Annotated in this window: 24 protein-coding genes; 12 read left to right on the top strand and 12 right to left on the bottom strand. The window is 56.7% G+C overall.

The genetic code is table 11. From position 1 onward, the window contains the following. A partial coding sequence (locus SMB34_RS14640; protein ID WP_037991120.1) for an oligopeptide/dipeptide ABC transporter ATP-binding protein occupies positions 1-540 on the top strand: 540 nt, incomplete at its 5' end. Then, on the top strand, positions 540-1,532 hold the full coding sequence (locus SMB34_RS14645) for a peptide ABC transporter ATP-binding protein (protein ID WP_037991122.1): 993 nt from the start codon (positions 540-542) through the stop codon (positions 1,530-1,532). The genes SMB34_RS14640 and SMB34_RS14645, both read left to right, overlap by 1 nt. A 141-nt stretch (positions 1,533-1,673) precedes the next feature. On the opposite strand, the gene SMB34_RS14650 is transcribed toward SMB34_RS14645, so the two are convergent. Beyond that, positions 1,674-1,973, bottom strand: a complete 300-nt coding sequence (locus SMB34_RS14650) for a putative quinol monooxygenase (RefSeq protein ID WP_037991123.1) — start codon at positions 1,971-1,973, stop codon at positions 1,674-1,676. Between the two features lies 1 nt (position 1,974). Further along, positions 1,975-2,991, bottom strand: a complete 1,017-nt coding sequence (locus SMB34_RS14655) for an NADP-dependent oxidoreductase (RefSeq protein WP_037991157.1) — start codon at positions 2,989-2,991, stop codon at positions 1,975-1,977. Between the two features lie 92 nt (positions 2,992-3,083). Here SMB34_RS14655 and SMB34_RS14660 point away from each other — a divergent pair, with 92 nt between their 5' ends. Continuing rightward, complete coding sequence (locus SMB34_RS14660; protein WP_037991126.1) at positions 3,084-3,629, top strand: TetR/AcrR family transcriptional regulator; 546 nt, start codon at positions 3,084-3,086, stop codon at positions 3,627-3,629. Positions 3,630-3,664: 35 nt separating this feature from the next. On the opposite strand, the gene SMB34_RS14665 is transcribed toward SMB34_RS14660, so the two are convergent. The 4 genes from SMB34_RS14665 to SMB34_RS14680 all read right to left on the bottom strand — a co-directional run bounded on the left by SMB34_RS14665 (position 3,665) and on the right by SMB34_RS14680 (position 6,043). Then, a complete protein-coding gene (locus tag SMB34_RS14665) occupies positions 3,665-4,312 on the bottom strand; it encodes a LysE family translocator (RefSeq protein ID WP_037991128.1) in 648 nt (215 codons plus the stop codon). Between the two features lie 49 nt (positions 4,313-4,361). After that, entirely contained in the window at positions 4,362-4,865 is a 504-nt protein-coding gene (locus SMB34_RS14670; RefSeq protein ID WP_037991160.1) for a cupin domain-containing protein, read from the bottom strand. Positions 4,866-4,986: 121 nt separating this feature from the next. Beyond that, positions 4,987-5,493 (bottom strand): copper chaperone PCu(A)C, encoded by a 507-nt coding sequence (locus tag SMB34_RS14675; protein ID WP_240478837.1) that lies wholly within the window; start codon positions 5,491-5,493, stop codon positions 4,987-4,989. A 76-nt stretch (positions 5,494-5,569) separates the two neighbouring features. Further along, on the bottom strand, positions 5,570-6,043 hold the full coding sequence (locus tag SMB34_RS14680) for a DUF2946 family protein (RefSeq protein ID WP_084716636.1): 474 nt from the start codon (positions 6,041-6,043) through the stop codon (positions 5,570-5,572). Positions 6,044-6,163: 120 nt separating this feature from the next. On the opposite strand from SMB34_RS14680, the gene SMB34_RS14685 reads away from it, so the two are divergent. After that, positions 6,164-6,637, top strand: coding sequence for a DUF2867 domain-containing protein (locus tag SMB34_RS14685; RefSeq protein WP_167332772.1), 474 nt, complete (start codon positions 6,164-6,166; stop codon positions 6,635-6,637). 49 nt (positions 6,638-6,686) lie between these two features. Here SMB34_RS14685 and fumC read toward each other — a convergent pair whose 3' ends face one another. Both fumC and SMB34_RS14695 read right to left on the bottom strand, forming a co-directional pair. After that, positions 6,687-8,078, bottom strand: coding sequence for a class II fumarate hydratase (gene fumC / locus SMB34_RS14690; protein WP_084716640.1), 1,392 nt, complete (start codon positions 8,076-8,078; stop codon positions 6,687-6,689). Positions 8,079-8,229: 151 nt separating this feature from the next. Beyond that, positions 8,230-9,081 (bottom strand): DeoR/GlpR family DNA-binding transcription regulator, encoded by an 852-nt coding sequence (locus SMB34_RS14695; protein ID WP_240478838.1) that lies wholly within the window; start codon positions 9,079-9,081, stop codon positions 8,230-8,232. A 195-nt stretch (positions 9,082-9,276) separates the two neighbouring features. On the opposite strand from SMB34_RS14695, the gene phnD reads away from it, so the two are divergent. From phnD to glpD, 5 genes are all read left to right on the top strand, one after another. Beyond that, positions 9,277-10,245, top strand: coding sequence for a phosphate/phosphite/phosphonate ABC transporter substrate-binding protein (phnD, locus tag SMB34_RS14700; RefSeq protein ID WP_223304988.1), 969 nt, complete (start codon positions 9,277-9,279; stop codon positions 10,243-10,245). Positions 10,246-10,314: 69 nt separating this feature from the next. Continuing rightward, complete coding sequence (phnC, locus tag SMB34_RS14705) at positions 10,315-11,109, top strand: phosphonate ABC transporter ATP-binding protein (RefSeq protein WP_037991140.1); 795 nt, start codon at positions 10,315-10,317, stop codon at positions 11,107-11,109. Continuing rightward, positions 11,109-11,921: a phosphonate ABC transporter, permease protein PhnE gene (gene phnE, locus SMB34_RS14710; RefSeq protein ID WP_037991143.1), complete on the top strand. Its 813-nt coding sequence runs from the start codon at positions 11,109-11,111 to the stop codon at positions 11,919-11,921. The genes phnC and phnE (SMB34_RS14710) overlap by 1 nt, the downstream gene beginning before the upstream one ends. Beyond that, a complete protein-coding gene (gene phnE, locus SMB34_RS14715; protein WP_007091201.1) occupies positions 11,915-12,739 on the top strand; it encodes a phosphonate ABC transporter, permease protein PhnE in 825 nt (274 codons plus the stop codon). The genes phnE (SMB34_RS14710) and phnE (SMB34_RS14715) overlap by 7 nt, the downstream gene beginning before the upstream one ends. A 1-nt stretch (position 12,740) precedes the next feature. Continuing rightward, complete coding sequence (gene glpD, locus SMB34_RS14720) at positions 12,741-14,255, top strand: glycerol-3-phosphate dehydrogenase (RefSeq protein WP_037991145.1); 1,515 nt, start codon at positions 12,741-12,743, stop codon at positions 14,253-14,255. Positions 14,256-14,270: 15 nt separating this feature from the next. On the opposite strand, the gene SMB34_RS14725 is transcribed toward glpD, so the two are convergent. The 3 genes from SMB34_RS14725 to SMB34_RS14735 form a co-directional block, all read right to left on the bottom strand. Continuing rightward, complete coding sequence (locus SMB34_RS14725) at positions 14,271-14,573, bottom strand: chorismate mutase (RefSeq protein ID WP_037991166.1); 303 nt, start codon at positions 14,571-14,573, stop codon at positions 14,271-14,273. A gap of 70 nt (positions 14,574-14,643) precedes the next feature. Continuing rightward, entirely contained in the window at positions 14,644-16,014 is a 1,371-nt protein-coding gene (locus SMB34_RS14730; protein WP_037991147.1) for a glutamate--cysteine ligase, read from the bottom strand. A gap of 11 nt (positions 16,015-16,025) precedes the next feature. Beyond that, positions 16,026-16,826 (bottom strand): 16S rRNA (uracil(1498)-N(3))-methyltransferase, encoded by an 801-nt coding sequence (locus SMB34_RS14735; protein ID WP_037991149.1) that lies wholly within the window; start codon positions 16,824-16,826, stop codon positions 16,026-16,028. A 62-nt stretch (positions 16,827-16,888) separates the two neighbouring features. On the opposite strand from SMB34_RS14735, the gene ubiA reads away from it, so the two are divergent. Genes ubiA through SMB34_RS14750 form a run of 3 tightly spaced genes read left to right on the top strand, consistent with a single transcriptional unit; the run spans position 16,889 to position 20,479 of the window. Next, on the top strand, positions 16,889-17,827 hold the full coding sequence (gene ubiA, locus SMB34_RS14740) for a 4-hydroxybenzoate octaprenyltransferase (protein WP_037991151.1): 939 nt from the start codon (positions 16,889-16,891) through the stop codon (positions 17,825-17,827). Positions 17,828-17,886: 59 nt separating this feature from the next. Continuing rightward, entirely contained in the window at positions 17,887-19,731 is a 1,845-nt protein-coding gene (locus SMB34_RS14745; protein WP_037991153.1) for a cation:proton antiporter, read from the top strand. Between the two features lie 37 nt (positions 19,732-19,768). Continuing rightward, the gene (locus SMB34_RS14750) at positions 19,769-20,479 is read left to right on the top strand and encodes a class I SAM-dependent methyltransferase (RefSeq protein ID WP_037991156.1); all 711 of its coding nucleotides are present in this window, start codon (positions 19,769-19,771) and stop codon (positions 20,477-20,479) included. Between the two features lie 99 nt (positions 20,480-20,578). Here the strand turns inward: SMB34_RS14750 and SMB34_RS14755 are convergent, their stop codons facing one another. Then, entirely contained in the window at positions 20,579-20,935 is a 357-nt protein-coding gene (locus SMB34_RS14755; protein WP_007091209.1) for a DUF4170 domain-containing protein, read from the bottom strand. Between the last annotated feature and the right edge of the window lie 189 nt (positions 20,936-21,124).

Raw genomic sequence — 21,124 nt, forward strand, 5'->3', positions numbered from 1 at the left:
AGCCAGCGTATCGTGATTGCGATGGCGATTGCGTGCAATCCGCGCCTGCTGATTGCCGATGAACCGACCACCGCCCTTGACGTGACCATTCAGGCCCAGATCATCGACCTGCTGCTGAAATTGCAGGACGATAGCGACATGGCCCTGATCCTGATCACGCATGATCTGGCACTGGTATCGGAAGCGGCTGATCGCATTCAGGTGATGTATGCCGGTCAGCTTTTTGAAAGTGGCCCGGCTGACAGCATCTTTGCCGCCCCGCGCCATCCCTATACCCAGGCGTTGCTTGAGGCATTGCCGGAACGGTCCGAAGGCCATGATCGCCTGCGCACCATCCCCGGTGTGGTTCCGGGTCAGTATGACCGCCCGGCGGGCTGCCTTCTGGCGCCGCGTTGCCGTTATGCCAATGATCGTTGCGTTGTCGAACGCCCCGATGTTGGTGCCTATAACGGGCGCGATGTGCGTTGCTTCTATCCGCTTGACGACCACGGCCAGCCGACCGGCCAAACAACCGGCCAGACAACCCGGGAGACCGTGTAATGAGCTTCCTTGATACAAAACCCGGTGTTCCGCTGCTGGAATCCGATGATCTTGTCCGTCACTACGAAGTCAGCCGCGGCCTTGGCAAACCCAGTGCGATGGTCAAGGCGCTTGATGGTGTTTCCTTTACGCTCGAAGCCAAAAAGACCTTGGCGGTTGTTGGTGAGTCCGGTTGTGGCAAGTCCACACTTGGCCGTCAGCTCACCCTGATTGAAAAGCCCAGCGCAGGCGGGCTTAAAATCAACGGCGAAGCGGTTGGTGATCTGAGTGACAAGGAAGCAAAACTGTTCCGTCGCACGGTTCAGATGATCTTCCAGAACCCTTACGGGTCGCTGAACCCGCGCAAGAAAGTCGGTCAGATCCTTGGCGAGCCGGTGTTGCTTAACATGGATCTGGGCCGCAAGGAGCGCGAGGAACGTGTGCGCGAAACCATGGCCAAGGTTGGCCTGCGCCCCGAATTTTACGGGCGCTATCCGCATATGTTTTCCGGCGGGCAGCGTCAGCGTATCGCGATTGCGCGCGCGCTGATCCTTGAACCGAAAGTCATCGTTGCCGATGAACCGGTTTCCGCCCTTGACGTGTCGGTGCAGGCACAGGTTCTGAACCTGATGATGGACCTGCAGGAAGAGATGAATGTCGCCTATGTGTTCATCTCGCACGATCTTTCTGTCGTTCGTCATATTGCAGATGACGTCATGGTGATGTATTTGGGGCGCGTCGCTGAAAAGGGACCGACTGAAGAAATCTTTGCCAAGCCGCTGCATCCCTATACAAGGGCACTTCTGGCATCGGCACCAAAGATCGATCCGGCGCATCGCGTCAAGGCAGAACCGCTTACCGGTGAACTGCCTTCACCGATCAATCCGCCGTCGGGCTGTGCGTTTCATAAACGCTGCCCGTTTGCGACCGACCATTGCGCACAGGTTCGTCCTGAATTGCGCATGTATGAAGGCCGCGAGGTGGCGTGCCATCGGGTCGAAGAAATCGCCTGACAACAGGCGATCACCCGGATATCCGGGTAGACAAGGGAGCAAGGGGGCGCGCTTTTATAAAGCTGCGCCCCTGAGCCTTTCAGGGTCACAAGAAAGCCCGCAAAGGCTTTGCTGGCTTTATGCGAACCCTGAGAACAAAACTCAGCCCAAGAATGTTTCTTCGTGCGTGGCCTGATATTGCTGTATCCCGCTTCTCATCCTGCCTTGCCAGTTATGCACAAAGTCTAAAACCTCTGGCGTTTCAAGATGGGCTTTCAATGACGATTGATCGCGCCAACGTTCGGCAATCACGAGACGCCCCGGGCACGCCGCATCAGGATTAACCGCATAAAAAAGACAGCCTTTTTCGGGTGTTGCATTGCGCGCGATCACCTGAACGTCGGCGATGAACTGATCAATTTCATGTGGATCAACATGAATGTGCCCCATCAGGATGATCATGTCATTCCACCACAAGCACGATCTTGCCCTGAATGTGCCCTTTGGCCGCACGTTCATGAGCCTTGCGGGCATCAGCAAGCGGGTATGTGCTGTCGAGCACGACGCGAACTGTGCCGTCACTCAGCAGATCGGCAAGCTCCGCCAATTGATCACCGTTCGAGCGAACCTGCGTTGCCGATACCGTAATGCCAAGCTTTTCAGCTTCTTCGTGACTGGAAAAGCCCAGCGGGAACACCGGGAAAAGGGCACCACCCCGTTTGATCGTGGGCAGGAAACGCCCGGCGGTCGGCCCGCCAAGGGCATCAATCACAAGATCAAGATCCCGCACGACGTCTTCGGGTGGGGTTTTCGTATAATCGATAAACTCGTCAGCCCCCAAGTCGCGCAGAAGCGCCTCGTGTTTGCCAGACGCAACCGCGATGACCCTGGCACCTTTGAGTTTTGCGACCTGCACGGCAAAATGCCCAACACCACCGGCAGCGCCATTCACCAGAACGGTTTTTCCCGAAAGTTCAACCGGCTTATGCTGATAGGACTGAAGCGGATTTGGTTCGTCATGTCCCAGATCAACCAGGAACTGCCACGCGGTAAGAAGCGACATGGGCGCCCCCGCCGCATGCACATGATCAATCCCGTCCGGCTTGGGCGCGGCTTCCGATGCAGGGACCGTGACATATTGCGCATAGGCCCTGCTTCCCCCGGCAAGCCCGGACGGGAAACGAACCATGGCGTAAACGTCGTCTTCTGGCGCAAAGCCGGTAACATCATCAGAAACGGCGTCAACGACACCTGATATGTCGGTTCCAAGTATCACCGGGAAGGATATTTGCGGCTGCCATTCCGGCGGAAGCATCCTGTAGCCATCACGCAGATACCAATCAGGGGGATTAATCCCGACCGCGTGCACCCGGACCCTTATTTCACCCGGTCCCGGATCAGGTATCGGCGCGTCCTCGTAGCGCATGACCTCGGGCCCGCCGAACGCGTGCTGACGGACCGCCTTCATCATCTTTGTCATCACTGCTTCTTCTTTAATCGCATATATGCTATCCATAATCGGAGCACTGATCCGCATTTATGGAGCAGTGCTCCGTTTGTCAAGAGGAACATATGCGAGCCGACGCAAAGAAGAACTACGAACATCTGCTTGCCATCGCGCGGGAGGTTGTCAAAGACCAGGGTGCGGAAGCATCTTTGCGCGACATCGCCCGCAAAGCCGGGGTGGGACTTGGTACGCTGTACCGACATTTTCCAACGCGCGAGGCACTGCTTGAAACCCTGCTTCGCGAGAGCTTTGACGGGCTGAAAGAATCAGCGCGCGAACGCGAAACCGCAAGTTCGCCGGATGATGCGCTGGTATCGTGGTTACGTGATCTTGTTGCATGCGCGAACGACTATCGCGGCGTCATTGCCGCGATGGTGGCCGCCATTGAGGATGAAGAGTCGGCTCTTCATGCGTCGTGCGTTACCATGAAAGCCGCGGGGACAAGGCTCCTTGTCCGGGCACAGGAAAAGGGCGTCGCACGCACCGATATTGATGGCGGAGACCTGTTTGCGATGGTGGGCGCACTTGCCTGGCTTGGCGATCAGCCATCATCGGCATCACGTGCGGATCATCTGTTCAATGTCATCACCAGCGCCATCCTGAAAAAGTGATGGCCGGGACCCTCACATCCGCAAACCGTCGCGGATCAGGCGCTACTACGCGTGCGGTCCGTCAGGGCCAGCAGCACCCCTGCGGCGATCAGGAGGCTGCCGCTGATGCGGTTAAGCCAGCGCATGTGGCGGGCGGAGCGGATCAGCCCCTTTACCTGCCCGCCGACAAGCCCGTATCCCAGAAGGACACAGGCCTCCATCGCGATGAAGGTCACCCCCATGATCGCAAATTGCGGGCCATATGAACCGGCCTGATCAAGGAATTGCGGAAAGAAGGCGGTAAAGATCAGGATCGCCTTGGGATTGCCGATTGCGGTCAGGAATTCCGTCCGGGCCAGTGACATCGCACCGGGATGGGCGACAAAGCCGACGCTATCACCGGGAACCTCCGGCTCGGCAACTTTGGTTCGCCAGCTTTTGAGGCCAAGATAAACCAGATAGATCGCCCCACCCCACTTGATGATCATGAAGGCGGTTTCGCTGGCGGCAAGTACCACGCCCAATCCCATCGCGGTTACCACAATCATCAGCGCAAAAGCCAGCAGGCGGCCCGCCCCGCCAATGGCGGCTGACGCAACGCCGTGACGCGCGCCATTGAACATCGCGAGAAGATTATTCGGTCCGGGGGCCATCGAAAGCGCCAAGGCCGCGCCGGAAAACAGCAACCATGTATCGAGCTGCATTTCGGGAAGTCCTGTGAAAAATGGGTGACCGGCTGATTGCGCCCGAAATTCAGTCGCGCGTCAAGGCGGCAATCATCGTTGCCGCCGCTGGCCATTTCGACGACAGGTCGGCCCGCTTGCCCATGGCGAAATCGGCGAAGTCAAAACCGGGTGCCACCGTACAGCCCAGAAGGGCAAATTTGCCACCTTGTTTCAGGCGCGCCCCCTGCCAGACATTTTTCGGCACGATCATTTGCGGTTTCTGCCCCGCCAGCAGGTCATTGCCGATTTCAACCAGCCGGTGGCTGCCATCAGCATAAAGTTGGAGCTGTTCGACCGGATCGCCAAGGTAATGATGGAAAATCTCGTCACTGGTCAGGATATGCATGCCTGAGAAGGTATCGGGGGTCAGCAGGTAATAGATCGCGGTCCCCGTTGATCGCACACCAAGATACCGGTTGCCCGGATTGCAGGTTTCCAGCGCGCGGAATGTTTCGGCGTAAAAGCCGCCTTCGGGATGAGGTTGCAGGCCGAGTTTTTCGATCAATTGGTCGATGGTGATATCGCGGGACATGGCGCACTTCCCTGCATGGGGTGGATGATGGCCGACCATCATGACAAAAAAGGGGAACGGTGCAAACCGTCCCCCTGGTATTTTCTGTATCGGTGGATTGATCGATCAGTGAAATCGCGGCCTAGTGGCCCTTGTGTTCCTGATCGCCCATTTTCATGTTGCCGTGATCCATCCCGGCATCACCATGCGGGCCTTTGGACATGGTATCCATCACATCAATGGTCACCGGCACGTCGCCCGCCTTTTCAAAGGTCAGGGTCACGTCGATTTTTTCACCTTCGACCAGCGGCTTGTGCAGGCCGATCAGCATGACGTGATAGCTGCCCGGTTTGAACAGGACTTCGCCATGCATCGGCACATCGATCCCGCCTTCGACCGGGCGCATCTTCATGACGTTGTTTTCCATGATATGCGTGTGCAGTTCGGTTTTGTCGGCCAGATCGGATTTCACCCCGACAATGCGATCCGCCATGCCGGTATTTTCCACCGTCAGGAAGGCTGCACCATTTGGCACCTTGCCAAGCGATGCCTTGGCCCAGGCGTCCCTGACTTCGATATCAGCCGCGAACGATTGATTGGCAGCAAACAGACCGGCAAGGGTCGCGACAACAGCAAACAGTTTTTTCATGATCTTTGTTTCCATCCTGATCCGGTGTGGATTGGTTGCATCACACCGGTGATTTGATTTCGGGTGTATCGGGAAATCAGATGGAAAGCGGTGGTGCGCGGGAATAGCGCGTACGCGGCAATGTGATCGTGGCGGCAAGCAGGCGGGCTTGCACATATTCGGCATCATGGATGATCGAAACCGGTGCGCCAAACGGCACACCCAGATTTGCCATCGCCCCATGATGGGACGCACAGAGCGAACAGAAACCATGACCGGCAGAATGCCCGCCGGAATTTTGCGATGTGGCATTGGGTCCGGCATCGCCAAACGATACCGCGCGCACACCATCCGCCGTGCAGATGAAAATCACATCCCCACCCGGGGCGGCATTTGCCCCGGTAATGGCGGTTACCCCATTGCCATTGGCACCGCCAAACATCGCGCTTACGAAACCCGATTGCGTCACCCCGGTCATCAGGATGACGCATGCCAGCATCCAGACGCGCAGGATGTTGCCAGCGGCCCGGATTTTCGTATGTGACAGCATCGGTCTGGTGCGAATAAGCATGGATTGGGTATGCCCGAATTTACCCCCCGCGACAATGACATAAATCATTGCCGCAGAATGACAGTTGGAGCACGATCATCGCCGAAAAAGCTGATCCAGGCTGATCGAAAGGATACGTTTTTGCCCTACGCAATGGCTGTCCCGATATCCCTGCCCCATCCTGCGATGATCGACGCCGATTGGGCGGACAGTTTTGCCATCACGATTGACGATCCCGACATCACGCCCGAACAGGCCGCGCAAAAGATCATGGATGGCAGGCCGGTCTGGATGGGGTATCTGCTGGCACTGCGTAACGCGATGGTCCGGCCACTGGGCCTTAAAACCGCGCCCGAACCGGACGCCGATGTCATCGGCCTTTTCCCGGTGATCGAGCGCGGGGACGATTTCATCGTGCTGGGCATGGATGACCGGCATCTGGATTTTCGTTTGACGGTAGAGGTCGAAAAATTCCAGTGCGGGCAGACGGTGATCCGGTCCAGCACCCTGATCCGGCGGCACAATATGCTGGGTCGGATGTATCTTGGCACCATCATGCCGTTTCATAAGGCGATCGTGCCCGCGATGCTGAACGGTGCATTCGCATCCCGATAGGCGGATCAAGAACGGGCCGGTCAAAACCGGCCCGCATCATCCCATCACATCAGATCATATCGCGTGCGCGGACCAGTTCATCGAACTTCGCCCCGTCAAGGAAGCCGAGCGCAATGGTTGCTTCCTTGAGGCTGCTGCGATCCTTGTGCGCCTTTTTGGCGACGGCGGCGGCATTGTCATAGCCGATATGGGGTGCAAGGGCGGTCACCAGCATCAGGCTTTGTTCGACATAGTGATCGATTTTTTCCTGATCGGCTTCAAGGCCGACAACGCAGTTATCGGCAAAGCTGACCGAGGCATCGGCGATCAGGCGGATCGATTGCAGCAGGTTATAAATGATCACCGGTTTGAACACGTTCAGATCCAGATGACCGTTTGAACCGCCGACCGTGACCGCAACATGGTTGCCGATCACCTGAGCACAAACCATGGTCAGGGCTTCGGCCTGGGTCGGGTTGACCTTGCCCGGCATGATCGATGATCCCGGCTCGTTCGCGGGCAGAACCAGTTCACCAAGCCCGCAACGCGGCCCGGAACCCAGCAGACGGATATCATTGCCGATCTTCATCAGCGACGTCGCCAGAACGTTCAGCACACCCGACATCTCGACACAGGCATCGTGGGCGGCAAGGGCTTCGAATTTGTTGGCCGCCGTTTCGAATTTCAGGCCGGTGATATCGGATACCTGTTTGGCAAATTCGACGTCAAAGCCCTTTGGCGCGTTAAGGCCGGTGCCAAGGGCCGTCCCGCCCTGTGCCAGTTTGCGAAGCCGGACCAGCGCATCATCAATGCGATCAAGGCCAAGCGCGATCTGGGCGGCATAGCCCGAAAATTCCTGCCCCAAAGTCAGGGGCACCGCATCCTGCATATGGGTGCGGCCGATTTTGACGATATCGGCAAAGGCTTCGACCTTGGCATCCAGCGCACTTCGAAGATGGGCCAGGGCCGGTTTCAGGTTTTCTTCGATCTCGACCACAGCCGCGATATGCATGGCGGCGGGGAAGCTGTCATTGGACGACTGCCCGCGATTGACATGATCGTTGGGATGAACCGGATCACGTTTTCCCATCGGCCTGCCAAGGATTTCGCACGCACGGTTGGCGATGACCTCGTTGGCATTCATGTTGGTCTGCGTACCACTGCCGGTCTGCCAGACGACAAGCGGGAAGTGATCAAGAAGCTTGCCATCGGCGACTTCGCGCGCGGCGGCCTCGATTGCCTCGGCAAGGTTGGCATCCAGATTGCCAAGGGCAGCATTGGCGCGTGCGGCGGCCAGTTTCTGGATCCCGAACGCCCGGATCAGGGCATCGGGCATCCGTTCGCCGCCAATGCGGAAGTTCTGTTTGGATCGCTGGGTCTGCGCCCCCCAATACCGGTCCGCAGGCACATCGATGCTGCCCATGGTGTCCTGTTCGGTGCGGGTGGTCACTGGATTGGTCACGATAGAAATCCTCCGTGTCAGAAAACATACTGACCGGGGCGGGAACCCGGCTGGCAATTATCTTTTGCCGTTCCCGAATATGGGCGCAAATGATCGTTCGCGCAAAGTCACTATGTTGAAAAAATGCAGTTTTATCGTCAGCGATAAAATATCAGCCGGCGATTGCCCCCTGATCTGCGGAAACATTGTCCTGCCATGCGACAATCTGAACGCCGATGCGATCAAGATGGGATAGCAGTTTTTCAGGCGGCAAACGATCGGTGATCACCCCGGTCAGGGCTTCGAGCGGTGCGATGTTTTCAAGGTAACGCTGATCGAATTTGGTGTGATCGACCATCAGCCAGGTTTCATCGGACCGTTCCATCATGGCGCGCTTGACCGCAACCGCGCGACGGTTAACGTCACTGAACCCCTGCCATGCAACACCCGATGCCCCGATAAAGGCCTTGTTGGCGTGGAAACGGCGCAGGAATTCGACGGTATCATTGCCGTAAACCGCATTTTCACGTGGATCGAACTGCCCCGGGCACATGATGACGTCATCAATCACCGCCTGTTCGCCCATGCCATGCACCACCGCATAGCAATTGGTCAGAACCGTGCGCCGCAATGCGCCGGGATTCTGGGCCATATAGGGGGCAAGCTGACTGACGGTGGAACCGGCATCGATCATGATCACGTCACCCGGCCGGATTATGGTTCCGGCCATGATGCCGATCCGTTCGAACCCGGCAACCGCGGTCATCTGGCGTTGGGCCAGATCGGGTTGATGGCCCATCGGTTGTGCCGATGCGCCGCCAAATTCGCGCTTGATCAGGCCATTTTCGCTGAGCGCATCAAGATCACGGCGAATTGTTTCAGTTGCCACATCGAATCGCTCCGCCAATGTGGCAACTCTCACATGCGGATGGATTTGCAGCTCCTGAAGAATGCGCTGCTGACGTTCTTTTTTTCCGATACGCAAAGACGCTCTCTCCCCTGAATACCTTTGATCACACCTCATTCCGGCAAGGTTAGCAGCAATCTTTGTAACCATTTGTTACAGTTTTGTGTTGCTTTTCCAACTTTTTGACCTTCTATAATGTTGATAAAAGCAACAATAAAACCAACAAAACCACATTAAAAATGGCGCTTTACCAGCGTTTACAGGGAAGAAAGGTTCGACCACATGTTTTCACATGCGAAAAAAACAGACTTTTTGAAAGTTTCTACGGTACTTGCCGCCATCGGCATGATGAGCTTTGGCAGCACCCAGGCATATGCGGCCGATGATTGCATCGCACGCGGCGATCTTGACCAGATGTATTGCGATATGGATGGCGATCTGGTCGCCGATGCACCGGCTGCCGATCAGCAGGTTGACCCGGACACCCTCGTATTTGCCTATACCCCGGTCGAAGACCCGGCGGTTTACGCCGATATCTGGGAGCCGTTCCTTGAACATCTTGAAAAAGTAACCGGCAAGGATGTCCATTTCTTTGCGGTTCAGTCGAATTCCGCCGAAGTCGAAGCCATGCGCAGCGGCCGTCTGCATGTTGCCGGTTTCTCGACCGGGCCGACCCCGTTTGCGGTCAACCTTGCCGGTGCGGTTCCGTTTGCCCTGATGGGGGCGGATGATGGCCGTTTTGGTTATACCTTGCAGCTTTATACCCGGGTTGACAGCGGCATCAATTCGCTTGCCGATCTTAAGGGCAAACGTGTTGCGCACACCTCCCCGACCTCGAACTCGGGCAACCTGGCACCGCGCGCTCTTCTGCCCGGTCAGGGCATCGTCCCGGAACAGGATTACGAAGTCGTCTATTCCGGTTCGCACGACCAGTCGATGCTGGGCGTTGTCGCCGGTGACTATGACGCCGCCCCGGTCGCATCCGAAGTGGTTGAACGTATGGCCCAGCGTGATCTGTACGATCCGGCTGACGTCAAAATCCTTTATGAAAGCAAGCCGTTCCCGACCACTTCGTTCAACTATGCCTATAACCTGAAGCCCGAACTGATCGAAAAGATCAAGGAAGCCTTCTTTACCTTCGACATGAAGGGCACGGCACTTGGCGAAGAATTCAAGGGTGTCACCAAATTCGTACCGGTCACCTATCAGAAAGACTGGGACGTCATTCGTGAAATCCAGGCTGCCAACGGTGTGAAATACACCCCGGACAACCTGAAGTAATCCCTTTTTTCAAACTGCTGCTGCCGGGATCGATTTTCGGTCCCGGTAGTCTTTTTTCAAGGTATCGTGATGCTGCGTATCAAAGATCTGGTCAAACGCTATGGCAAGGATGAGGCCGTTCTCAAGGACCTGAACCTTGAAGTTCCGGGCGAAAGCGTCGTTGCCATCATTGGGGCATCGGGCGCTGGTAAAAGCACGCTTTTGCGCTGTATTAACCGTCTGGTCGAACCGACATCGGGCTCGATTGACCTTAACGGCACCGAACTGACGACTTTGTCGGGTGGCGAGTTGCGTCTGGCGCGTCGTCGTATCGGCATGATTTTTCAGGGTTTCAACCTGATCAACCGTTTGACGGTGATGGAAAATGTTCTGTCGGGACGGTTGGGATATGTCCCGACCTGGCGCGCCATGACGCGCAATTTCCCCCAAAGCGACATTGATCGTGCGTTTCAATTGATGGAACGTGTCGGCATTGCCCATTATGCCAACAAACGCGCCGATGAATTATCGGGTGGCGAACGCCAGCGCGTCGGCGTCGTTCGTGCCTTGATGCAGGAACCTGAAATCCTGCTGGCCGATGAACCGACCGCGTCGCTTGACCCCAAAACATCCCGACAGATCATGGAATTGCTGCGTGCGCTTGCATCCGAGCTGCACCTGCCGGTTCTGATCAATATCCACAATGTCACCGAGGCCAAGGAATATACCCAGCGCATCGTCGGCATGCGGTTTGGTCGCATCATCTTTGACAGTGTGCCGACCGACCTTACCCAGGATGCCATGGATGAAATCTATGCCGGGGTTCCGGCAGAAGAACGCGGCGAAACCGGGGATGCGGAATCCCTGCGCGAGGTGGTATCATAATGACCAGCTCCGTTGAAAAAACAACGGGCCATCGCACTTGGAAAAAGCCGCCCTTTATCGCCAATCCGGCGATACGCTGGGCGATTATTCTTGGCGTATTGGCCTATGTCGTGTGGGCGGTCTCCAGCCTGCCCTTTAACTGGGAACGTATTCAGGAAGGCATTCCGCGCGCCATCCGTATTTTCAAGGGCGCTTTCCCGCCGGACATGATCCGGGGTGAACTGGTGTTGCAGGGTTTTCTTGAAAGCATCAAGATCGCCATCGTTGCAACCCTTGCCGGTGTGATGCTCAGCGTGCCGATTGCCTTTGCCGCCGCATCCAATATTGCGCCCAAATGGCTTTATAACATCGGGCGTGCCACGATCATTATCGCACGCAGTTTCCATCCGGTGATCGTTGCCATCCTGTTCGTCAAGGCGGTCGGTTTTGGTCCGCTGGCGGGGATTTTGACCCTGACGATCTATTCCATCGGTTTCGTTGCCAAAATGCTGGCCGAACGGATCGAGGAAATCGACTGGGGCCAGGTCGAAGCCATCCGGGCGGCCGGGGGCGGGACATTCATCACCATGCTTTATGCCGTGATCCCGCAAATCATGCCCCGCCAGATCGGTCTTTCGATCTATCAGCTTGACAGTAACCTGCGTGCATCCGCCGTGGTCGGCATTGTGGGTGCGGGCGGGATCGGATCGACCCTGATGAATGCGTTTCGGCGCTATGACTATGACTTCGCGCTTGCGATCACGCTTTGCATTATCGGCGTCATCCTGATCAGCGAAGCCATAAGCGGCCGGATCCGGAGGAACATATGGTAACGACAACAAAAAACACCGGACCGGACGCCATCGCCGAACGCGAATGGTCACGCTATACCCCCAAACAACGCTGGCTGCGCTTTGCCATGTATGGCGGTGTCGTGCTGGCAACGGTCTGGTCGCTTTCGACGATCAACATCATCTGGCCGTGGCTTTGGGATGCCCCGCAACAGATGGGCGATCTTTTTTCGCGCATGTATCCGCCGTCGCTTAATGATTGGGAAATGATCGCCATCACGTTGCTTGAAACCGTCAATATTGCGACGATTGCAACGTTTTTTGCGGTGTTCCTTTCCTTGCCGATTGCCCTGATTGCGGCGCAAAACACCACGCCCAACAAACTGACGCTGTGGATCGGCCGGTTCATTCTGGTGTCGTCGCGGTCGGTCAATACCATCATCTGGGCGCTGCTGTTTGTGGCGATTTTCGGCCCCGGCGTGATGGCCGGTATTCTGGCGATTATTTTCCGTTCGATCGGCTTTATCGGCAAATTGCTGGGCGAGGCGATCGAGGAAATCGACCGGGCCCCGATCGAGGCGCTTGAGTCCGTCGGCGCATCGCGGTTCAAAATCCTGATTTACGGGGTTGTGCCACAGGTCATGCCGACTTTCTTTGCGGTGTCGATCCTGCGTTGGGACATCAATCTGCGTGAAAGTACGGTTCTGGGTCTGGTCGGGGCTGGCGGGATCGGTATCGTCCTGCAAGGCGCGATTGACACCTTTGCCTGGCAGACGGTTGCCACCATTCTTCTGGCGATCATCGGTCTTGTGATCGTGGGCGAGGCTTTGGCGGCCTGGCTGCGCAAAAAGGTGATCTGACGTGTCTGAACATTACGACCTTCTGGTCGTAGGCGGCGGCATCAATGGTGCGGGTATTGCCCGTGATGCCGCCGGTCGCGGTCTGTCCGTCCTTCTGGTCGAACAGCGCGATCTTGCCTCGGCCACGTCTTCATCCTCGACCAAACTGATCCATGGCGGTTTGCGGTATCTTGAACATTACGAATTCCGGCTGGTGCGCGAAGCCTTGCAGGAACGCGAAGTTCTGCTTGCGGCCGCCCCGCATATCATCTGGCCACTGACCTTCGTTCTGCCGCACCATAAAGGGCTTCGGCCCAAATGGATGCTGCGGGCCGGGTTGTTTCTTTATGACCATCTGGCAAAGCGCAAACGCCTGCCCGGATCCCGTGCGCTATCCCTGAACGGCACGAAAGAAGGCAAACCGCTTCTGGACCAGTTCACCAGCGGCTTTTCCTATTCCGATTGCTGGGTTGATGATGCGCGGCTTGTCGTGCTGAACGCCCTTGATGCGCAGGCACGCGGGGCGGTGATCAAAACCCGGACGCGCTGTGCCGCCCTTGTGCGCGGAACGGATGGCTGGACCGCGACACTGCAATCCGAAGACGGCAAAGAAACCAGCGTTTCGGCGCGCGCCGTGGTCAATGCCGCCGGCCCTTGGGTGACCGAAATGGTCAACCGTGCCGGGCTTGGCGACAAGGCCGCGGGGTTGCGGCTGGTCAAGGGCAGCCATTTTGTCGTGCCGCGCATTCACCCGCATGATCATTGCTATATCTTCCAGAACGGGGACGGCCGCATTGCCTTTGCCATCCCCTATCAGCGGGACTACACCCTGATCGGGACGACGGATGTGCCCTATGACGGCGATCCGGCCGAGGTGAAGATCAATGATGACGAAATCGATTACCTGCTTGATCTGGTCAATGGCTATCTGGCCACACCGTTAACGCGGGCCGATATCGTTTGGGATTATGCCGGTGTCAGGCCGCTTTATGATGACAAGAACAGCAACGCATCGGCGGTGACGCGTGATTACGTGTTTGATCTGGATACCGGGGACGGCGACGCCCCCGCCATCCTGTCGATCTATGGCGGGAAAATCACCACCTATCGCCGGTTGGCCGAACATGCCCTGCAAAAGCTTTGTCCGGTTCTGGGCAATGATGCATCCGACTGGACCGCGACATCGGTTCTGCCAGGCGGGGATATCGCCGATGGCAATTTCGACCGGTTCCTGGCCGGTGTCAGGACAAAGTTGAACTGGCTGCCCGAACAGATCGCCCATCGCTGGGCGCGCTGTTATGGCACACGCCTGTTTGACATTGCACCGGATGCCACGGCCATTGGTGATCTGGGTCGGGAAGTTGCGCCGAACCTGTTTGAGGCAGAACTGCGTTTCCTGATGACGCAGGAATGGGCGAGGTCCGCCGAGGATGTTCTTTGGCGACGGACCAAGCTTGGCCTTGGCATGGAAGAAAGCGATATCAACGCGGTTCGGGACTGGTTTGCAAACAGCGCGGATCAACTTGCCGCACAGTAAGTAACCGGCAACCGGTTACTTGCGCAGATCATCCCATTTGACGAATTCGTGGGCGATGAAATCTTCCATCATCGCCCGCCACATCCGTTCGGCCATGTCTTCGTCAAAGCCATCAATGCGGCACTGGGCACGGACCTTGGTAATCACGTCCTCGATCCGGTCTTCGTCACGCACGGCATCCCGGGTCGGTTTGATGCGCGCGGCCTGTTCGATATAGTTCAACCGTTCCGCCATCAGCGCCACCAGAAGCCTGTCCACCCGGTCCACATTCGCACGTACATCGGACATGGTTTCGCAAGGGTTGGCTTTGGTCGTCATCACGGCAGAACTTTCATTATTCACGAAAAGTGAAAAATGGCGGTGATTATTCACCGCCACTTCACAATGTCTAATAGGCGTATTCCCGGAACAGCGGATCAACCGATCCGTTCCATTCGGTTTCATATTTATCGAGGAATTCCTCGGCCAGGGTACGGCCGCTTTCGGCGACGTCTTCGAGGCTGTCGAGGAAATGGCTTTCATCGTCGCCATAGGCATCCATGCGACCGCGCGCCTTAAGCCCCTGTTTGGAGACGGCCAGCACATCCTTGGCGAGGTCCTGAACGGTGCCGTTCCTGAACTTCGTGGCAAGGGCGGTACGCGGCACATCGTCGCGAAGGGCTTCGCGTTCGGCGTGGCTGAGATCCTTGATGAGATCCCATGCCGCATCCAGTGCCGCGTCATCATACAACAGACCAACCCACAGGGCCGGAAGGGCGCAGATGCGTTTCCACGGGCCACCATCCGCGCCGCGCATTTCAAGGAATTTCTTGAGACGCACTTCGGGGAAGGCTGTCGTCATGTGATCGGACCAGTCATTCATCGTCGGGCGTTCACCCGGCAGAACGTCAAGCTTTCCGGCCATGAAATCACGGAACGATTTGCCTGCGGCATTGATGTATTTGCCATCGCGATAAACGAAATACATCGGCACATCGAGCATGTAATCGACATAGCGTTCAAAGCCAAAACCGTCTTCGAACACGAAGGGCAGCATGCCGCAACGATCCGGGTCGGTATCGGTCCAGACATGGGATCGTGAAGACAGATAGCCACTTGGTTTGCCATCCACGAACGGGGATGCGGCAAAAAGGGCGGTCGCAACCGGCTGAAGCGCCAGCGACGTTCTGAATTTCTTGATCATGTCGGCTTCGGAGGCGAAATCCAGATTGACCTGAATGGTCGAGGTGCGAAGCATCATGTCCAGACCAAGATTGCCGACCTTGGGCATATAGTCGCGCATGATCGCGTAGCGGCCCTTGGGCATCCACGGGATATCCTTGCGTTCCCATTTCGGCTGATGGCCGACACCAAGCATTTCAATATCAAGATCACCGCAAATTTCGCGGATTTCATGAAGATGCTGATGCACTTCACCACAGGTCTGGTGAATGTTTTTAAGCGGCGCACCAGACAATTCGATCTGCCCGCCAGGTTCAAGCGAAACGGAACAGTTATCCTTGGTTAGCGCAATCACATTGCCGTTTTCAATGATCGGTTCCCAATCAAAGCGTTCGGCAAGCTGTGTCAGAAGGGTCTTTACCCCCCGTTCGCCTTCATACGGGATCGGGCGAAGATCGTTACGGGTAAAGGCGAATTTTTCGTGTTCTGTGCCGATGGCCCAGTCTTTTTTCGGTGTACAACCGGACTCGAACCATTCGACAAGCTGACGACGGCTTTCGATGACCGGGCTGTCGCCGGTGGAGGCGCTGACAGTCATAAGGGCTTCCCCTAATCTCTCGTGACCGGAGGTATCGACCAGTCGCCGATGCGATCCTGAAACACGGACAAAGCAGCAATTGCCGCAGTTTCGGCCCGCAAGATACGCGGACCAAGGCTTACAGGCGTTGCAAAAGGCTGTTTGCGGATGCGTTCAATTTCGTCGGCGCTAAAGCCGCCTTCGGGTCCAATCACGATTGCATGGTTAACAACATTGTCGTTGTCGATAGCCGAGCCAGCGCCCTTTGCCAATAGCTGACTTAGCACTTCACCAATTGGTGAGCCTGATCCTGTCTCGTCACAGAACAATAAATGCCGGTTTTCCGGCCAGTCCGCGAGCCAATCAAGCAATTTTACCGGCGGCACAATTTCAGGCACGCTGAGGCGTTCGCATTGTTCGGCGGCCTCGATCACCTGGGCCTGCAGACGATCAAGGCGCACCTTGTCGGTAATGCCATGTGCGGTGACAATCGGTTGAAGCGTGCCGACCCCCATTTCGACCGACTTTTCGATCAGAAAATCAAGGCGCTGCTTTTTGATCGGGGCAAAAGCCAGGATCGGGCCGCGTTCGACAATCTGGTCACGCAATTGCCGTTCGGCGGTCACCGTGCCCTTCTTTTTGCGAAGGTGGTCGATGGTCGCCAGCCATTCGCCATCAAGACCATTAAATATCTTGATGGGCGTTCCGGGCTTGAGGCGCATCACATGTTCAAGGTAATGAGACTGTTCAGGTGCGAGTTCGATCTCGCATCCCGGCGTGATAGGATCGGAAACGAAAAGGCGTTGCCGGGCGCGGGTGGCGTCATCTGTCATATATGTCCCCAGGCCGGTTATTCGGCGAAGTTCAGTTTGTTAAAGAGTTACATAGGCCAATTATGTCACAGGTCAACCAACCGATACAGAACACGAAGAACGATATGCCGTCTGATGGCTGGATCGACCGGTTCGCGCCGTTGGCCAGTCGGCCGTATCTTAAGCTGGCACGACTTGACCGACCGATTGGCACATGGCTTCTGCTTTTGCCTTGCTGGTGGTCAACCGCCATGGCAAGCAACGGCGCGCCCAGCCTATTGATGATGGTTTATTTTGCCATTGGTGCATTGATCATGCGCGGGGCCGGTTGCGTCGTCAACGATCTGGCGGATCGGAATTTTGACGGCAAGGTCGAACGCACGGCAACCCGCCCGATTCCCAGCGGCCAGGTCAAGGTCTGGCAGGCAATCGCGTTTCTGGGTCTTTTGCTTCTGATCGGGCTTGCCATTCTGGTGCAGTTCCGGATCGAGGCGATCATTGTCGGTATCTGTTCCCTGCCGCTTGTCATTACCTATCCGTTCATGAAGCGCATTACCTATTGGCCGCAGGCGGTTCTGGGGCTGACATTCAACTGGGGGGCGCTTGTCGGCTGGGCGGCTGTCACCGGCACCGTCGCACCGGCGGCGGTTGCGATGTATGTTGCGGGCTTCTTCTGGACGCTTGGTTACGACACCATTTATGCCCATCAGGACAAGGATGACGATATCAAGATCGGGGTAAAGTCACTTGCCCTTCGGCTTGGCGATGCAACACCGCGATGGGCGATGGGGTTTTATACCGTAACCACCCTTTTGCTGGGTGTTTCGGGTGTGCTGGCCGGGTTGCACTGGATTTACTTCCCGCTTCTGGCACTGGCGTGTTTGCATCTGGCGTGGCAGGTTGCCACGGTCAAACTTGATGATTCCGCGAACTGCCTGAAACGGTTTAAATCAAACCGTGATTTCGGTTTGATGGTGCTGGCTGCCATCATCATTGCCAATCTGGTGGGAACCGGGCTTTAGTTTAGGCCCGCATACGGGCTGATCCATCCTTCATCTGCACCATTATCGAAAGACCGCCCATGATTGCACCGCTTGCCCTGATGATTGCCGGATTGATCCTTGCGGGTGTCGGGGCGCAATGGTTTGCATGGCGGGCCGGTATTCCGGCAATCGTGTTGCTGTCCATCGTCGGCCTGCTGCTGGGACCGGGAACCGATCTGATTGATCCGGTCAATGATTTCGGTACATTATTGCAGCCGCTTGTTGCGGTGGCGGTCGCGGTGATCCTGTTTGAAGGCGGGCTTGCGCTTGATTTTCGGGAACTGACGCACAGTGTCAGCGGTGTGATCCGCCTGACCACCGTTGCCCCGCTTGTGGCGTGGCTACTGGGTGCGGGGGCGGCGCATTATCTGGCCGATCTTTCATGGCCGGTGGCGGCCCTGTTTGGCGGGATCATGATCGTGACCGGCCCGACGGTGATTGCACCGCTGTTGCGTCATGCCCGATTGTCCAAGCGCCCGGCGACGCTTCTGAAATGGGAAGGCATCGTGAATGACCCTATCGGGGCCCTGTTTGCGGTGCTGGCCTACGAAGTCATTGCCGCCAGTCAGCATGGCAACGGGTTTGGCGCAGCCGTTGGTCATCTGGCGATCAACATTCTGCTGGCGGTTCTGATCGGCCTGGCGTTTGGTCTGGGGACGGTTCAGATTTTCAAGCGTGGCTGGATTCCCGAATTCCTGAAAGCCCCGCTTGTTCTTGGCGTGCTTCTGACCTGCTTTGCCGGGGCCAATGAAATTCAGGAAGAAAGCGGATTGCTGGCCGTAACCGTGCTGGGCCTGACAATTGGCAATGCCCATTTGCTGGCGATTGATGAAATCCGCCGGTTCAAGGAAACCCTGACGGTTATTCTGGTGTCCAGCGTGTTCATCATCCTGACCGCGACGCTTGAATGGTCGATGATTACCGAACTGACATGGGGGCATGGGCTTTTTGTTCTGGCCATGCTGTTTATCGTGCGGCCGGTTTCGGTGATCGGGTCGCTGGCCTTTTCAAGGGTGAGCTGGAAAGAACGGCTTCTGGTTGGCTGGATCGCGCCGCGCGGGATTGTGGCGGTCGCGGTTTCCGGCCTGTTCGGGACCGAACTTGTCGAACTTGGTTATGCCGACGGGGCACTTTTGATCCCGCTGGCCTTTGCCATGGTGTTTTCGACCGTGGTGCTGCATGGCTTTTCCATCCGGCCCATGGCCCGCCAGCTTGATCTGGCGGTCAAAGGACCGCCGGGTGTTCTGATTGTCGGTGCGCATCGATGGACGATTGATTTCGCAAAACGCCTTGTCGAGCTTGATATTCCGGTGGTGGTTGCCGACAGCCGCTGGCACAGCATGCGTCTGGCGCGCGAGGCCGGATTGCCAACCTATTACGGGGAAGTGCTTTCGGAAGTTTTCGAACATCACCTTGATACTTCATCGCTTGGCACGCTGATCGCGACCACGGACAACGATGCCTATAACACGCTGGTCTGTACTGATTTCGCGCCGGAATTTGGCCGCCGCGCCGTTTTTCAGACCGGCATGCACGGATCGCCCGAAGACCCGAAACGCCATAGCCAGACATTGGGCGGGTTGCCCCTGTTTTCCGAACCGATGACAACCGACGACATCCGGGAGGATTTCCGGCATGGTGCCGAAATCCGGCAAACCCGTCTGACCGACGAATTCGGCTGGGACGATTTCATTGACGTTCAGGGATGCGAACCACCGGTCATCGCCCTTGTCCGCGGGGCGCAGCTTCATATGGGGCCCGATATGCCAAAGGCAAAGCCGCGTGATATTTTGCTGTATCTTGGCCGCAATGCCCAGAACAGCCAGAAGCCTGACGAAAACCCGAAGGCGACTTCGCTTGCGCCCGAGGCACAAAGCAAGTAAGCCCCGGCAATCCGTTTCACCCCGATATGGGCCGATCATGACCGATAATGTTTTCGCCGATGCCTTGGTCCCCGAAGTCGACGATCCGCAGTTTGCCGATCTGATCGACACCTTTACCGTACCGGCACGGGTGCCATTAGCGCCCGAAATCGAAATGTATCTGGCCACCCATATCACGCCACTTTGGCAGGCGACCGAGGATATCCTTGGCGTGCTGGATATCCCGCCACCCTATTGGGCGTTTGCGTGGCCGGGCGGACAGGCGATTACGCGATATATCCTTGATCATCCGGAATTGGTGCGCGGCAAAAAGGTTCTGGATTTTGCGTGCGGCGGCGGCATGCAGGCGATTGCGTGTGTCATGGCCGGTGCGGACAGCATTCTGGCAAACGACATTGATCCGGTGGCGATTACGGCAACCCGCCTGAACGCCGAACGCAATGGTGTTAGGTTTGAAACAACCACCGAAAACTTTGTCGGCACGCAATCGGCAACCCGTCGCTGGGATGTGATTTTTGCCGGTGATGTCTGCTATCAGCAGGATATGGCCAATGCGGTATTGCAATGGCTGATGGGCGAGGCGCGGCTTGGCACGCGGGTCATTCTTGCCGATCCGGGCCGGACATATGCCCCGACGCATAATATCGACGAACTTGAAACCTATGACGTGCCAGTCGATGTCGCGGTCGAGGATGTCGACACCAAATTCACCCGTATCTGGCAGCTTTTGCCAGATCGCGATAAATAGCCCGTCCTCGTCAGGCACGAAGTACCAATATGAAAACGCGCGCAAGGATGTCTTGCGCGCGTTTTCTATTTCTCGATCGGCTCCGGTTCGAAGCCCGGTTCAGCCTTCAACGACGCGATAACGGCAGTTGCAGTTATCAACGTGCTGCCATGCCAGTTTCGACCAAGCCTTTTCGGCATCCTTGAAGGTCGCAAACGGGCCGTGGCGTTCTTCTTCGCCGCCGACCGGCTTTTCGAAATCGGTGGTTTCGTATTCGCCACCGACAACCCAGTATTCTTCAAGGCGTTCGATGCGGTAACGCGAATTGGCGTCGTCAACCGACTGCCAGGCCATTTTGGACCATTCTTTTTCCGCGTCTTCGAAGCTGCCAAACGGACCGACTTTGGTTTCTTCGCCGATCGGCTTGTCAAAACCGGTATCCTGATAGGTGCCCCCGATAACCCAGTACTTGGCCATCTGTGCGTCCTTCATGCTTTGGTGAATGTCGACAGGCCGTGCAGGGTGGTGCTGCGCAACCCGGTTTCCTGCCCTTGTATAACCAAATCCGTCTGCGACCGACACCACCAATTTGGTCAATATTGCCATTCAGTCGACGCATGGGCGACCAGAAGGCGACAATTTTCCCAGACTGCTGACAAAGTCCTC

It is taken from the genome of Thalassospira permensis NBRC 106175, from assembly GCF_000714555.1.
GTDB classification, from domain to species: domain Bacteria; phylum Pseudomonadota; class Alphaproteobacteria; order Rhodospirillales; family Thalassospiraceae; genus Thalassospira; species Thalassospira xiamenensis.